At 38.4% G+C, this 15,464-nt stretch carries 13 protein-coding genes; 3 read left to right on the top strand and 10 right to left on the bottom strand.

What is annotated here, in order from left to right:
• From AC1DND_RS09820 to AC1DND_RS09805, 4 genes are all read right to left on the bottom strand, one after another.
• Positions 1 to 728 (bottom strand): FecR family protein (locus AC1DND_RS09820; protein ID WP_477581211.1); only part of this gene is annotated, 728 nt, incomplete at its 3' end.
• A gap of 66 nt (positions 729 to 794) precedes the next feature.
• Entirely contained in the window at positions 795 to 1,313 is a 519-nt protein-coding gene (locus tag AC1DND_RS09815; RefSeq protein ID WP_477581209.1) for an RNA polymerase sigma-70 factor, read from the bottom strand.
• A gap of 141 nt (positions 1,314 to 1,454) precedes the next feature.
• Positions 1,455 to 2,150, bottom strand: coding sequence for a response regulator transcription factor (locus tag AC1DND_RS09810; protein WP_477581207.1), 696 nt, complete (start codon positions 2,148 to 2,150; stop codon positions 1,455 to 1,457).
• Positions 2,143 to 3,501, bottom strand: coding sequence for a sensor histidine kinase (locus tag AC1DND_RS09805; RefSeq protein ID WP_477581205.1), 1,359 nt, complete (start codon positions 3,499 to 3,501; stop codon positions 2,143 to 2,145). Before AC1DND_RS09805 ends, AC1DND_RS09810 begins: the two co-directional genes overlap by 8 nt.
• Before the next feature lie 182 nt (positions 3,502 to 3,683).
• Between AC1DND_RS09805 and AC1DND_RS09800 the strand changes: the two genes are divergently transcribed.
• The 3 genes from AC1DND_RS09800 (at position 3,684) to AC1DND_RS09790 (ending at position 5,882) form a co-directional block, all read left to right on the top strand.
• Positions 3,684 to 4,391, top strand: a complete 708-nt coding sequence (locus AC1DND_RS09800; protein ID WP_477581203.1) for a peroxiredoxin family protein — start codon at positions 3,684 to 3,686, stop codon at positions 4,389 to 4,391.
• 185 nt (positions 4,392 to 4,576) lie between these two features.
• Complete coding sequence (locus tag AC1DND_RS09795; RefSeq protein WP_477581201.1) at positions 4,577 to 4,801, top strand: hypothetical protein; 225 nt, start codon at positions 4,577 to 4,579, stop codon at positions 4,799 to 4,801.
• A gap of 286 nt (positions 4,802 to 5,087) precedes the next feature.
• On the top strand, positions 5,088 to 5,882 hold the full coding sequence (locus AC1DND_RS09790) for a hypothetical protein (protein ID WP_477581200.1): 795 nt from the start codon (positions 5,088 to 5,090) through the stop codon (positions 5,880 to 5,882).
• 339 nt (positions 5,883 to 6,221) lie between these two features.
• Here AC1DND_RS09790 and AC1DND_RS09785 read toward each other — a convergent pair whose 3' ends face one another.
• From AC1DND_RS09785 to AC1DND_RS09760, 6 genes are all read right to left on the bottom strand, one after another.
• Positions 6,222 to 7,511: a DUF2264 domain-containing protein gene (locus tag AC1DND_RS09785; RefSeq protein WP_477581198.1), complete on the bottom strand. Its 1,290-nt coding sequence runs from the start codon at positions 7,509 to 7,511 to the stop codon at positions 6,222 to 6,224.
• A 58-nt stretch (positions 7,512 to 7,569) separates the two neighbouring features.
• Entirely contained in the window at positions 7,570 to 8,748 is a 1,179-nt protein-coding gene (locus AC1DND_RS09780; protein WP_477581197.1) for a glycoside hydrolase family 88 protein, read from the bottom strand.
• A gap of 40 nt (positions 8,749 to 8,788) precedes the next feature.
• Entirely contained in the window at positions 8,789 to 10,435 is a 1,647-nt protein-coding gene (locus AC1DND_RS09775) for a glycoside hydrolase family 97 protein (RefSeq protein WP_477581196.1), read from the bottom strand.
• A 133-nt stretch (positions 10,436 to 10,568) separates the two neighbouring features.
• Positions 10,569 to 12,341, bottom strand: a complete 1,773-nt coding sequence (locus AC1DND_RS09770; RefSeq protein WP_477581194.1) for a right-handed parallel beta-helix repeat-containing protein — start codon at positions 12,339 to 12,341, stop codon at positions 10,569 to 10,571.
• Between the two features lie 26 nt (positions 12,342 to 12,367).
• On the bottom strand, positions 12,368 to 14,077 hold the full coding sequence (locus AC1DND_RS09765) for an alpha-L-fucosidase (protein ID WP_477581192.1): 1,710 nt from the start codon (positions 14,075 to 14,077) through the stop codon (positions 12,368 to 12,370).
• An 81-nt stretch (positions 14,078 to 14,158) separates the two neighbouring features.
• Positions 14,159 to 15,464 (bottom strand): hypothetical protein (locus tag AC1DND_RS09760; protein ID WP_477581191.1); only part of this gene is annotated, 1,306 nt, incomplete at its 5' end.

Here is a 15,464-nt window from a genome sequence, read left to right as displayed (position 1 = left end):
CCTAAGACTTCAACTTCTTGGCGCTCTGTTTTTACAATAAATGGATGTAATTTATCTTTGTTTACATTAAAATACCCTTCACCAGAAAGTTCCACCATTCGTTTTTTCTTTTTTGTAAAAGAAGTTGGATACTTTAAGCTAGATGCTGAATTTAGATACACCACAGTTCCATCGGGTAACCTCACCTGAGTTTGTTCTCCATTTGAGGTTTGTAGGGTATTAAATCCACTGCTAAACGCACTTTCGCGATCATTAATGGTGTATATAATTTGTCCATCAGCAGTTTTAGAAATACTTATCCCTGGTTCATTTGCAAGCACACCTGTTTTCTTGTCTGAGATATAGATTTTTTTTCCATTGGCCAAAGTCAAGATTGCGCCATTTTTACCTGGGCCTTTATCTGCAATTTGTTCAATCCCATTAAAATGGGCTATATTTCTAAAATACCCTATTCCTGCACCAAATATCACCATTATAATAGCCGCAGCAGCAATTCGAGGCCATAATGAAACTCGTTTTGTTGGTTTGATTTTTAACAATATCGCTTCAAACATGCTTTTGTTTAAGCTGTTTAAATCTTTAGCAAATTGCTCGGGGATAAAAATCTCTTTATCCTGATCAGCATTATACCATGCTGCAAATTCCTTTGTTTCTTCTGATGTAATTGATCCATCCTTCCATCTGGAAGCCAAGTGTTTAAAGCGATCTGGCGTATTTAACTTCTCCATATATAAAGGTTTCTATATATAAGTCAGCTAAAAACAAGTTATCCCTTGCTTGTAAAAGGAAATAAATTAAAGAAGTGTTAATAGGAAGGTATTTAGACCTGTTTTGAGCGATTTTATTGCTTTTGTTAAATGGCCTTCAACCGTTTTCTCAGAGATCCCGAGTTTTTCGGCAATTTGCTTTTGGGAATGTCCACCGTCTCTACTCAAAACAAATACAAGTCGGCACTTTTCTGGCAATTCCGCAACGAGTTCGGCAAGTCTATCTTTCAATTCCATAAACGCTAACCATTGTCGAGTAGAATCGTCAATATCAGAAATACGAAGATTATCCAAATAAATTTGATGGTTATTTTTTTTGTCCAACACATTAATTACTCGATATTTTACAGAAACCGCAAGGTAACTGCTTAGTGCTCCCCTAATCTCCAATTGTGTTCTGCGGTTCCAAAGGCTGATAAATATATTTTGTACAATTTCTCGGGCTTCCTCAAGATCGCCGATTTTATTTGCAGCAACAGTAAAGAGCTTCTTCCAGTATCGGTTGTAAATTTCAGTAAAAGCAAGTTCATCGCCAGTTTTTAACAAGCTGATTAATTCTGGCTCTGAAAGTTTACTGTGTCTATTCATACGTTAAAATCCTGTCTCAGGATAATAGTAGACTGATCAAATCTAAAGAAATTATCTCATTATCCTATAGTTATGAGGCTCAAAAGCTTCTTTCCTGTACTAATCGATCAATTTATAACCTTGTCCCCTGATATTCAATATTTCTACATGAGTATCTTTAACAAAGTATTTGCGCAACCTGCTAATGTATACATCCATACTTCGGGCATTAAATATATTATCGTCGCCCCAAAGCTTTAATAATGCAATATTTCTATCTAGTATGCTATTTTTATGTTGTAACAACAGCGCCAATAAATCAGCTTCCCGTTGAGATAATGCAATTGTTGAATTTTCAAACATCAACTCCAACTTTTTGTGGTTAAACTCATAAGGTCCTATCTTATTTGACACTTCCAGTACTGGAGAGTTGGTTATTATGCCTGGAATTTTTCTGCGCATCATGCTTTTTAGCCTAAGTATTAGCTCTTCCATGCTAAATGGCTTTTTCATGTAGTCATCTGCCCCAGCCTCGAATCCCTTTAATACATCTTCTGTTTGAGACTTTGCCGTTAGAAAGATAGCAGGAATAAATTCATCTACTTTGCGGATATCTTGAAGCAAAGAGATGCCATCCTTTCTGGGCATCATAATATCAATGATGCAAATGTCTGGCTTTAGCTGATTGAACATGCTCCAACCCTCAACACCATTCTTAGCAATCTTGATTTCAAAGCCTCTTTTACCAAGTGTTTCAGCAATAATCATTGCCAGAACATCTTCATCCTCAACCAATAGTACTTTAATTTTATCCATAGATAGGGAATTTTAGGATAAAAGTTGTTCCGACACCTTTACTGCTCTTTACGTCGATCTTTCCATTCAAAGCAGCAACAAGCTCCTTAACATAGTTTAGCCCTAGTCCGTATCCCTTTACGTCATGAATATTGCCCGATGGCACCCTATAAAATTTATCAAAGATATAGGGCAAATACTGTTCATCGATCCCTTTTCCATCATCCTTTACTTCCAGTTTCCAATGATGATCTGTTAGTGCAGCAATTATATTAATCTTTACCTGTCCTTCTGTATACTTAATAGCATTGTCTGCCAGATTGGTTAGCACGGTGTGGATAATATACTTATCTGTATTAACATACGCATTAAGAGGCAGATTATATTGGATTGAAACATGATCATGGACAGAAAACTCGGCTATTGTTTTATTAATGAGTGCCAGAAGATCTACCTGTTCTATATTTACTTGTTTATCACCATGCTCATACCTGGTGATATCTAAAAGCCGATCAACATTACTATCTAATTTATCCAAAATAGCAGTATTGATCTCAAGATAGCGAGAAGTTATTTCTGGATCTGAAGATTCACCGAATTTATGAAGAGCCTCGTGGGTCGACTTCAGAATAGAGATCGGGGTACGCAGTTCATGGGCTATATTGCTAAAAAAATCATTCTTCATAGAATCCAATTTCATCTGTCTTCGAATAATGATCCACATATAATAAAGACTAGCAGCAGATAAAAAAATCAATAACAAAGAAATTAAAGCTGGGGCCAAGATTCGCAGCAATAAATATTGACCCTTAYTGGTGATATTTACAACAATAACATCGCCATCATTAGAAAAGCTTACAAATACGGCAGCCTTATTAAGGGGTAGTGTTTTTTGTTTCTTGAGCAAAACAAGCTTGAACGAAACATCCAAGTTGTTCTTTTGGAGCTCTCGCTGTAAGAACGAACTTAACACTTCAATTTTCAACGGTTTGCCAAAATTTCGGGCTATTAGCGTAGTAGTTGCCAATTTCATTTGCGCGACATCTGGAGGGGTGTTTTGAGAATTTGGAAACCTAACTATAACTCCCTCTCCTGCTGGGGCTGTTTCGAGCCACCTGTCACGTTCAGCGGGAACTCTCACAACCCCATTGATTTTTGAAAGAGAAGGTGAATCTGTCTTAAAAACAATCTGAGGGCCAATCTCTTTTAACAAATAAGCGCCAATGCTTCGTTCCAATGAAAAAGTTACCGAACTATAAAAATTACGTTCTTCTGCCTTATAAGAATTATATACCCAGTATACCTGAAACACAATAATTCCTGTTATTGTTATAATAGCCAACAACCATACAAAATGCATTCTTTTCCTCATGTAAATTATATTTCTTTCTGTAATGCCGTATTCAGTAATGTAAAGATACCTAATTATAGGCAGCCGAACAGTAGAGTTAACACTAGTTAACACTAGTTAAGACAGGGTTAACATAAACTACAAGCACCACAAAGTAGTTTTGCTTATATCAAAATATAAAATAAATTTAAATTTAAATTCACATGAAAAATTATTTAATGTTAATAACCCTGTGTTTAATAGCTAGCCTTGCTAGCGCCCAGGGAGGAATGCGCAAAGAAGACATATTCCCAAAAAATGCAAAATACTTCGTTAAAGGAGGAGCAGAAATACCTTACGCAAAGATTGATAGTGTTATGCAGTCCTGGGGGGGGAGGTTTCAAATGGAGAAGCGTACAGAAGGCAATGAACAACGCATCTATTTGGTAAAAGTTGACACCTCGAAGATGAACCAACGACAAGAACAAATGGAGCAAAAAAATGAGATGATGGCAAAAGAGACTACGGGAAAAACTGCACCTCCCTTTGAACTAAGTGACATTAATGGAAAAAAATACGCGTTGCAAGATCTGAAAGGAAAAGTGGTTGTACTTAACTTTTGGTTTGCGGCTTGCGTACCATGTCAACATGAAATGCCTGAACTCAATAAATTAAAAGAAAAATACAAGGGCAAGGATGTTGTCTTTCTTGGCATAGGAAATGACAATGCTAAGGAGATTAAGGAATTCTTAAAAACAAATACCTTCAATTACACACTATTGAGTGATGGAAATAAAACAGCCCGTGATTATAAAGTTTCCTCATATCCAACTTCAATAGTAATTGACAAAAGTGGCGTAATCAAATATTCGCAAATTGGCGGAGAGAATATCGCTGAATCTTTAACAAAAGAAATTGATAAACAGCTCTAGTCTAATAAACTACCTTATATTCTACTTCATAAAAAAGGTGTATCATAATCAGAGAACACTAAAAAAGTCTTTTTAAATATTTGAAGTCCAAAAAGAGCAGAAAAAACTATGGTTATCTGCTCTTTTTTTATACCAAAAAAAGCATCCCTAAAGCCATTATTTTCAGAACAAAGACAAAACTCCATGTGGCCAAAACAGAAAATGGCGATCTGCAAACCCTTAATGGCACCATTCACATGCTTGATTATATGGCGCAGAAACCTATGATACTTCATGCGAAAGTCCATATCAAAAAATGTCCAGGCAGCAGCCAGATCATTGTCTTCTACAAGCTTTCCCCTAAACCATTCACAGCTGTGATATGGCTGAAGCTGAATGCACTATGGGCGGGTTTTAAATGTTCGGGATAGTTATTTCAGAAAAATGAAAAATATGGCAAAATGCTCATGGGCAGAACGGCATCCTTTTGATACAAAAGATATAGCGGATTGCACGGCCTTTAAAGCCTTAATCTACATATACGATTAGGACTAGTCCTGATTAGCATCAGCTTCTAAAATACATTGGATAAGATATCACATTGGATATATTCGTTGTCTTATTGTCATAGTAAAGAAAATTCGGTAAATTGTATTATTGAAATAGAGGGTTGAGTCTGATTGAAAATTAACTTACTAAACATTTAAAACAAAAAACATGAAAAAATTATTTTCTCTGGTAGTTCTTTTGGGGTTTTATATTAGTCTGTGTGTTGCCCAGACTACCGCACCTGCACAGTCAGGTTCAGCGAAAAGTAAAAAGGAAACCAAAGCTAAAACTAAAAAAGAAGCAACATCAACTGGTGCAGCGAAATTAAAGAAGGACGGTACGCCTGACAAGCGTTATGCTTCTAAAGCAGGATCAGCGCTTGCAACAAGTAAAACTGCACCAAGTTCCAGTGCCAGCGGTGCGAAACTAAAGAAAGATGGCACCCCTGACAAGCGTTATGCTTCTAAAGCAGAAGCAGCTCCTGCAACAAGTTCAAACGCCAGCGGGACGAAATTAAAGAAAGACGGCACGCCGGATAAACGTTATGCTTCTAAAGCAGAAGCAACTCCTGCAACAAGCAAAGCTGCACCAAGTGGAAATGCCAGCGGTGTGAAACTAAAGAAAGATGGCACCCCTGATAAGCGTTATGCTGGTAAAACAACAGCTCCAGTAGCAAATGAAGTTGCACCAGTTCCAAACACCACAGGTTTGAGACTGAAGAAAGATGGCACGCCGGATAAACGTTACAGTGCCAGCAAAGAAAAAGCAGCACCTGTAGCACAAGCTGAAACGCCAGCGGTTAAAAAGCAAAACGCTCCGAACACAGCTGCTACAAAGAGCTATACACCCACAGTAGACAGAACTTTAGCAGGCCCCAATGGAGAGGAAATAATAACAGGTCCCCGTGGTGGAAAATATTACATCAACAAAAATGGTAATAAAACCTATCTCAAAAAACAATAGTTTAATTTCATTAGCTGATTAATAAAAACTAAAGGCCCCTATCCAGATTGGACAGGGGCCTTTAGTTTGGGTATTCTATTGTTATTAAAGTTGAAGAAAAAGGAGTGCATACGACATGGAGCAGCTCGGATTGGTAGGTGAACAATACCATGCCTTTGGTCATGAGCGCGCTCTTCAGGCTTAAATTCACATACGATTTTCTCTTTAACATCTTCGTCTAATCGCCCCCAAGGTTTCCTGGTTGCAATTTTTGTCTTGTCTTTGCTTTTTGTTGCCATTTTTCTGTTTTTAATGAGAAGCTATAGCAGGACGAGACACATTTTTGCCGAAATACCCATTTTAGTAACTAACCTTGTAGTCTTTTGGAGTTTGTTTTCCAGACCAAGCTTTTTTCGATGTCCAATTTGCAGGAGCATCAGTCCAAAAAGTATTGTCAGCAGGTAATCCCAGTGGCAAAAATGCCAATGTTGCCATATACAGGCTTCCCGTCGACGTGTACAGATCGACAATATCAGGCTGAGCGCCACAAAATCCTAAAACCAGCCAACCCTTATTATCAAAATTATCACATTGATCATACATGCGGTGCATAACGGCCGTTAGACCACACCTTACCTGTGCGGGTGTAATGTTATTCAGTTTTTCCATTAGAGCAGTTTGAGCTAATGCCTGAAAAGCACCTGTACGATAAGTCATTGATCGGCCAAAAACAGGAAAAGTACCATCTGGCGCAATCATACGCTCCAAAAATTCAGAATAACGCGCCATACGTTTTACGGCTAAATCATAATCCTCTTGTGGATACATCTTTTTCACTGTAACTATACCTAATAAATCAACCATCATRGGATGCATCACAAAGGAATTGTAATAATCGACACATAGTTTTGATCCGTCACTGTACCAGCCATCACCGCTATACCATTCGGTTGTTTTTCGTATGGCATAGTCTATTCGCACCGGATCATAATCTGCTCCAACTTTCAATAAAAATCCTTCGGTTATTCCAGAAAATAGTAACCAATTATTAAAAGTTGCTTTCCGGTTGCGCAGGCTTTTAAATTCCTGGATAACTCTTTTCTTTGTTAAAGCATCCAATGGTTCCCACAATGCTTTGGGTGCACGAATAAAAGCATGTGCCATGTAAGCGGCATCTACAATAGGCTGTTGCTGTTTCGAAAAATTCAAATAATCCTTACTGTTAGGATCAACTCCATGGGCGATCCCCTGCAACAATTCTGTTCTTAATTGTTTGCGCATTACACCCTCTTTAGTATTGTCATCTGGTAAAGCAAGCCAAGGCGCAACTCCTGCCATTGTTCGCCCAACAGCTTCTAAATAAGAAACCTCACTGGCAACCATTCCGTATGCTTTACCGTAGTCGGGAAGCGTCTCAAGCGGCATATTCTTTTTTAAAGTTTCTTGAGCTAAATTATGAATCACCGGATAACTCATTTTATAGAGTAATTGACTCCAATATTCACGGTCACTCTTGCCATTACCGGCATCAGTTGTCTCAATCCGCATCTCATTCGTCTTTGTCTGTGCATCAACGCCTGTCGTAAATGCAAGAAAAAACGACATTAACAACGAAAAGCTGCTCAATTTTATTTTTATAGAATAAATCATAGTTTTTAACTTTTATTTGTTCTGTGGAATTATAGTCGATCCTGGTATAGTGAGGCAATTACAAATACCACTTTTTATATCTTAAAAGAGCCTCCAGGTAATAATAATCTGCATAGGTAAGCGGTACATCGATTTCCGTTTTATTTGGCATATGCCCAACGCTGTGTAAAAGTAAAAAACCACCATTTTCACCCAATTTTGCACGGTATTTATCAGATGCCAGTGATCTTAACATCGTTTCGGCAGTGTTGATATAGAGTTTCTTTTCTTTCGCTCCTGTATATTGCCCTAATTCCAAAAGAGCTGAAGCAATCAAAGCCCCTGCAGACGCATCTCTATATTGGGTAGGTGTATTTGGAGCATTATAGTCCCAATATGGGATTTTATCCGCCGGAAGATTTGGATGGTTGATCAAAAAAGCAGCAATTTTCCGGGCCTGGTCCAAATAGTTTTTGTCTTTTGTAAAACGGTACATCATGGTATAACCGTACAGCCCCCATCCCTGACCACGCGCCCAGGCAGAAGAATCTGCCAGTCCCTGCCAGGTTATTTTTTTAATAATCTGGCCTGTTTTCAAATCATAGTCTACCAGGTGATATGAACTATTATCGGCTCTAAAATGTGTTTTTAAAGTAGTATTCGCATGGCTTATTGCTATTTCTTTAAATCTCTTATCACCCCCATTGTCGCTTACCCAGCACAGCATTTCCAGGTTCATCATATTATCGATAATAACAGGGCATTTCAACAACTCATTACTGTCCCAGCTCTGAATCGATTTAATAGATGGGCGATAACGGGTCGCCAATGACATTGCCGAGGTATCGATGGTCGCTTTATCTTCTGCTTTATGAAAAAGGCGATAAGCATTCCCAAAACTGCAATACATCATAAAACCTAAATCATGATTTCCCAGATAATGTTTTTCTTTCTCTAGAATGGCCAGGCGTTTTTCGGCTTCTACCTTTATCTCCGGATTTTTGGTATACTCGTATATATAAAGGAGAGAACCCGGGTAAAAGCCACTGCACCACCACTTTGTATCGCTGGTTACAACCTTGCCAGTGATAGGGTTAAATGTTCTGGGCATCTCACCTGATGCAATATTATGCTTTAATACCCCATACTGCTCTACAGCAAAATGAAATTGCTGGTCGATAAGCACGCTCATTTTTTGCTTTTTTTGTGCAAAAAGCGAACCGCTTGCCATTAATAAAATAAAAATAATTTTTTTCATAGTCTTGGTTTAATCAATGATTTTTTGATATCTCGTCGTTTTAAGTTTCTTCAACAATCATTGTGCAACCACCTCTGGCCAGTAAATCCAGTTTTAACTTAGAAGCCGAAGTTACTTTCATCTTTTCTATCTTCACATGAGTCGGCGTTTTCACTTTTTCTCCTCCATCCGTGTAAATCGTTACCAGATATTTTTTTGATGGATCCAGGAAACCGAACGAAAAGTCGATAGTACGCCTATCATTATTGGTCATACAGCCTACAAACCATTTTGTGCCACTACGGCGTGCAATTGAAATAGATTCTCCTATGCTTCCGCTCAAAACCTTAGTGTCATCCCAAACCGTTGGCAGTTGGTCAAAAAACTCCAGTTCTGGAACATCCAATACATCAGACGGACTATCATACCAATACAAAAACTGTAACGGACTATAAAATACAACAGAAGTCGCCAACTGATGCCCTGGAGTATTTTTTAATAAACGATTTTCATTCATGGTGTTTGGCTTAAACTCCTTTCGGGCAAAATAACATACCGTACAATCTGCCGGACCGCAAAGAAAACGGGTAAAAGGAAGCGAAGTATTATTGTTTGCATCCGGAAATTCTTCATTTCCGCGCACGCCTTCCTGGGTTAGCAGATTAGGATATGTCCGGCTAAAGCCTGTTGGGCGGTATTCATCATGGATATCAACCATCATATTGTATCTCTTAAGTGTTTCGGCGCCATACCACCCCGCATCAAAATGGATATATTGCAATTTTCGCTTTTCGGCAAAATCAACGGCAGCTTTGGCATCCTTCGTGGTGAGTCCTACACGAATAATCTTTCCCGGTTTGATCCAAGCGGTATTTTTGATTTTTGACTCTGGATTTAAATTCAGGTAAATATCATTATTGGCTAATAAATCAGTAGGTTTTTCGGCAACCATAATTACTTTCCAGGGCATTTCAAGCGTCGCAAATTCCTCTACGGTATCATACATCGAACTGCGGATGATATTTTCTTCACCTTTGTCAACCCTGAATTTGGTCCGGGAAAAGTTCGTTAAAGCAGCTTCTCCCAATGCCCCATAAAGCCCATTGCTAAATTTTAAGGTCAAAGGCCGTTCTGCCTCCTCTTTCCAATCTTTAACTGGCATCAGTTCTACAACCCCTTGTGCCGAATAAGTAAGATAACAAAAAGTCTTTTCAGGAACCCGAAAGGTAGTTTGATCGGCGCTGATTTTCATAAAATCTCCACCTCTACCATATCCTGTTGCATTTTCACGCTCGGCAAACACATATCTAAAAGCGATTCCCTCATTATAGGCACGAACGATAACATGCAATTTGCTGCTTTTCCCTTCTTGCTTCACAAAGAATATGGTTTGATTATAATTATCGTGTATCTCCGAGCGTTCGCCATAAACCGGATTCCAAATCTCATTACTTGTCGTTTTTTCTTCCTTTTCTATAGTAAACCCATTATCCCAGCCGTTTACACCCATATTGGAGTTTAAGATAACCGGAGCTCCTTTATAGGAGATACTATAGATCAATTCACCTTTGGCGGTTGGAGAATCAGCTGTCCGAATACTCAGCTTCAATTTGCCGTTGGGCGAAACAACTGTATAAACATCTGCAGCAAGAGATTGATGTGCAAACAGCGCCATTAGGGCTATTATAAAAAACGTCGTTTTTTTCATTTTTTTTTATTTAAAAATTATTTTCCTTGTAAATCACTACCATTAATCTTATAGACATTTCAAAACAGTTCCGGATCATTAGGTATATAAATACCACTTCTTATACCGTAAGAGCGCTTCGAGATAATAATAATCAGCATGCAAGACTGCGTTTTTTATCCATTTTTAGTTTTTTGTTGCGGGCATTCCCTAAATAATCAGCATCAATTTTCAGCGGAGTGCCATCCACATTTTCAAATGGAAGATTTGGAATAACTGCTTTACCCAGTGTCTCTGTTGAGGCCATTTTTCTTTTTTGCTGGAGCAGCCAATTTTTGTCCAGGGCAATTTCCAGGTACATTTTATTCCATTCGGGAATCAGCTTTGCCCCAGCGTCAAAATTTTCATTTACTATAAAATTCTTTTCCACAACGTCTTTAACCGGCATGTTTTTAATCTTTTCTAACACTTCGTCGCTTACATGACCATATTTTATTTCTTTATTACCCAAAATCGCCCTTACTGATCCTTTTGTATAGACATTACCATCGAAGATTACCGGTAGTATATTTTTCTTATAAAGGCTTGCGTCTGCTCCGCTCACAAATAAATTATTAATGAATCGAATATCGCCTGCCGGGTTATCATGCAATGCTTCAACATAAGTGGAATGTGGTTTGTGATAAGGAGTTAAGCGAGGGTCATAAGGTTTAACGTCGATATTACCTGCAAACAGGTTGTGTACAAATGCAACTCCGTTTGAGATCATGAGTAAATTTTCTTTGGAAAGAAAAATATTATTGCTTAGGAGCGTTGGTCCATGATTTACCTCTAAATAAATATCCAGGCCGTTGTCATGCAACAGATTATTTTTTACCTGCGCACCCTGCGCCATCCAGTCGAACCAGATCCCCATATTGGTTTTATAAATATGGTTGTTACGGATCTGCACATCCACTCCACCATGAAATTTAATAGCTCCCATTTCCGCACCACTAAACAATTTTCGTACATGGATATCATGGATCGTATTACCCTCCACAACGCTGAAGGCACAACCCATACTGCCAACAATGCCGGTTTGCTCGCAATAGGCGACCGTATTATTGCGCACCAGATGTCCGCCTACTGTGCCCTTGTTCCATCCAAAATTTAATGCCCTGTTGATCGTACCTACATATCCCTCTGCCGATTCGGTACCTTTATTGTCAAAAGCATCACCATACTTACCTAGCGATATACCCACAGATTTCGAATATTGGACCGTGTTATTTTCAATGATCCAGCCTTTACTCCAGTTGGTACCGATCAATCCCATTTGTTCTGCTGTTGGCGGTGCCCAATTGGTGGCAGCCTGTTCCATCGTAAAGCCACTAACAGTTATGAAATTGATAAACGGTCTGTCCGGGTAAAAAACCTTTTGGCGTACATTGATCTCGACCATTTCTTTATTGGGATTCACGTTTTTAAACTGTGCCCAAATAGTGGTGGTCGTGGAATCAACATCTGCCCACCAGAGCGCATTTTTTTCCTCGGCAGCTTTCATGACATTGTCTCTGGTTAATGCTTCCATCAACCAATCACCATTGAGATACACTGCTCCGGTACGGAACTTGCTCTCTTTGGGCGGCCAATACCAGTCACCATGGATTAAATCCTTGTATGGATTAAATTTTCCGAAGAAGCCATTCGGAATTTTTACCACCCAGGTATCATTCTCTGTTTTTTGCCAGCCCTTTATTACCTCGGATCCTTTGATCTCTACTTTCTCTCCCTTGGCTGCCCGATAGGTAATCCGTTCGGTTTCTGAATTACCACCGCGGGGCGGGGTAATCTGTTCGCGATAAATTCCTGTGTGAACGGTAATTACATCCCCGGGCATGGCTGTATTTGCGGCTGCAGAAATGGTTTTAAATGGCTTGACCAAACTCCCTCCATTTGTATCACTGCCACTTATTGATACGTGATAATGGGATACCAAGAATAAACTGGAGAAGAATTTTGTTGGTTTTGAACAATCGCCCCTCTGCTGCTTTCAATTTTCCAAACCAAGCGCCCTACTCCCGTATAATTTAATTCAGTTTGATAATAACCAGGCTTTAAAACTTCAACTTCCCACTCTAATTTGCTGTTGGTAGTCCATTTGATGACTTCATTGATATGTTTCCATTCACCAAATTTTTCCATCCATGATTTTCCATTTTTCTCACAGTTTATTGCTGTTCCAAAATCGGCATGAATTGTTGTTTCAATTTGGGGGTCTATACTTTGTATTGAATTTGCCTTTGGGTCGCCGTTGACCGTTATTTCTACCACTGATGCCAGCATTTCTGGGGCTTTTGCTGGCATAAGAATATCTATCCAGCCCTCTTTTTTAGTAAACACCAAAGGTTCATTTTTACCATTGTTTAATAATTTTACAGCAATCACTTCAGACAATAATCCAGGAAGATAAAGATGCCCTGTTACAGGCCAATCATAGACTAAAAGCGAAATTTTATTGCCCTGCACTGTTGCATCACCCCAAGGCAAAGCGTGTTTCCAAGGAGATGCCTTTGCTCCATATATAGTTTGGGGGTATTTTTTGATCCAGGTGCCCGAATTTCGCAATGCCATTGCCGCCTGCTCAGGTATTGTGCCATCCGGTTTAGGACCAACATTTAACATGTAAGTACCTCCTCTGGCTACGGTAGAAAGGGCTCGCATCAAAATTTCTTTGGCACTTTTCCAATTCTGATCATAACCTGCGTAACCCCATGAATCATTTGTAACATCTACAGACTCCCATAATCCTTCTATATTCTGTTTAGGGACTTCCATATCTCCCAGAGTGGTATAGTCACCCATATTATGCCCAACACGTCCGGAAACATAGGCTCCGGGTTGGTTTTTATGTACCAGTTCGACTAATTGCGCTGCATATTTTTTGTCCATATCTCCAGGGGTATCAAACCACACCAGTTCTATAGGACCATATTCAGAAGTGATTTGCTGCACTTGAGGATAACACTTCTCTTTGAAAAAGTCATCAAATGATTTTTTGTTTCCCTGTTCATCAACCTTGGGACCATCATTGCCACCGGGTGCTGTCCAATCCTGATTTTGGGAATAATAAAAACCAAAGCCTAGTCCGGCATTTTTACAAGCCTGGGCAAGTTCAATCATTGGATCCCGCTTAAAGGGAGTAGCATCAACGATATTAAATTTATTGTCTTTAGAATGAAACATCGCAAATCCATCATGGTGTTTACTGGTAACAACAATATATTTCATGCCCGCATCCTTAGCCAATTGCACGATGGCATTTGCATTAAAATTTATCGGATTAAAATCTTTGGCGACATTCCTGTATTCCTGAGGAGAAATGTTTGCCATATTACTGTTCATGATCCATTCAGCAATACCATAATAGGTTTTCCCTTTCCACTCATTGCTTATCTGTGAATATAATCCCCAATGTATAAACATGGCATATTTACCATCCCGAAAAAGCTTACCCCTTTTACTGTTTTTTTCATTGCTGGTGGTCGCTTTACCGTTCCACATTTCATCCATCTTTTTCTTTTCAGGTTCCTGAGCCAGAATCGCTTTTGAGAAAAAAAACAAGACAATCATAACCATTAATCTAAAAATATGGATGTTATTTATTCTTAATTGCTTCATTATCTGCGGTATAAAAAAATGATTTATATTGATTTTTATTTGGCTGTTTTAAAAATTAGAAGATTTAGGCAATACATGCATCTATTTTTTTTCCAATCTTTTATCTATCATTTTGTAGTCCCAGGTATTTTCAAAGATTTTGATTTCGACTTTCTCATATCCGTCTGCGCTTGCTACAAAAAAGCATTTGCCCGGGCGGGAATAATAATCTACTTCCTTAAAAATTGCCTCACCATCTTTAGCTATAGCCTGGTATTCTTTTATAAGGACACGATCTTCATTGTAAACTCTAAGCATAACCGCCCTTGAATTAATTGAATGTACAGTAACACCCTCATTAACAAATCTCACAAAAACATCTACTTTAGGCTTTAGCCAATCGACTACACCACCATTATTCAAAATGACCTCCTCTTGCGGGTTAGTAGTCATTTTTAGGTACCCAATTGTGATGGGCTGCTGACAAATATTTGATTTAATGCCTTTTGACTCTGCTACAACACTAATTAAATCAGCGCTTTTATCTGATTTGACCTCAAAATATCCCTCACCATTTTTAACATTTAATTTCTGGTTGAATTTACCACCCCCTTTGTTAATTATGATTTTTACATTTTGGTCTGAAGCTAACGGATTGTTATTTACATCTTTTAATTCAACCTTAAAACGACAAACACTTATGCCGTCAGCTAAGACGATTTTATTTAAGGATAAAACATCAATTTTACTAATACTACCTGATGATATCAATGTGTCGGAAATACAGCGAACAGTAGAATCTGCAATAATATAAGTGATACCAGTTTGCTTTTCGGAATAAACCGGAATCCTCAATGGAAGGTCAACAGCATTCAATTTAATAGTCTTAGCACCAGATTTGAAATGGCTTGGCCCACTTAGATTTAACGTTATATCATTTAAATTTTTAATTGGTCCGTCATTAAAGTGAATTTTTGATAATTCAAGATAGGTTCCTTCTTTGTTATTGGCCGGTAGGTTGACCTGCTCAAATTTAGCAGTAATGGTTGGGCGCGAATCTAACTTTACCAAAATATTTAAATTATCACCTCCAATATGATCTCTATTATAAGCTATGCTGTCTAGCTCATAATTCAATGAGTTGTTTCGCTCAAAACGGTCATTATTTTTTAATAGTTTCCAGGCTGCATCCTGCTTGATATATATTCTTTGTTCCGCTTTATCAAAGTACCAGCCAGAGACGTTATTATATAGTAATGCAGATTTATTGGCTACTTCATTTAACACCTTACCACTGGCTTCTACTTTAATTGGAGGTAATGATGAATGTACTTTTAATAAATAATATCTGTTTTTAATCATACCATTGTATGTTCCCTGCCTACCATTTGTTTTTATAACAATAAGA

The organism is Pedobacter sp. 01N416 (assembly GCF_056399685.1).
This window is presented reverse-complemented; position numbering and strand designations above follow the sequence as displayed.

Coding starts and splice junctions, on each gene's coding strand:
- AC1DND_RS09810 (WP_477581207.1), bottom strand. CDS start 2,150: ATGGATAAAATTAAAGTACTATTGGTTGAGGATGAAGATGTTCTGGCA.
- AC1DND_RS09800 (WP_477581203.1), top strand. CDS start 3,684: ATGAAAAATTATTTAATGTTAATAACCCTGTGTTTAATAGCTAGCCTT.
- AC1DND_RS09790 (WP_477581200.1), top strand. CDS start 5,088: ATGAAAAAATTATTTTCTCTGGTAGTTCTTTTGGGGTTTTATATTAGT.
- AC1DND_RS09780 (WP_477581197.1), bottom strand. CDS start 8,748: ATGAAAAAAATTATTTTTATTTTATTAATGGCAAGCGGTTCGCTTTTT.
- AC1DND_RS09775 (WP_477581196.1), bottom strand. CDS start 10,435: ATGAAAAAAACGACGTTTTTTATAATAGCCCTAATGGCGCTGTTTGCA.
- AC1DND_RS09765 (WP_477581192.1), bottom strand. CDS start 14,077: ATGAAGCAATTAAGAATAAATAACATCCATATTTTTAGATTAATGGTT.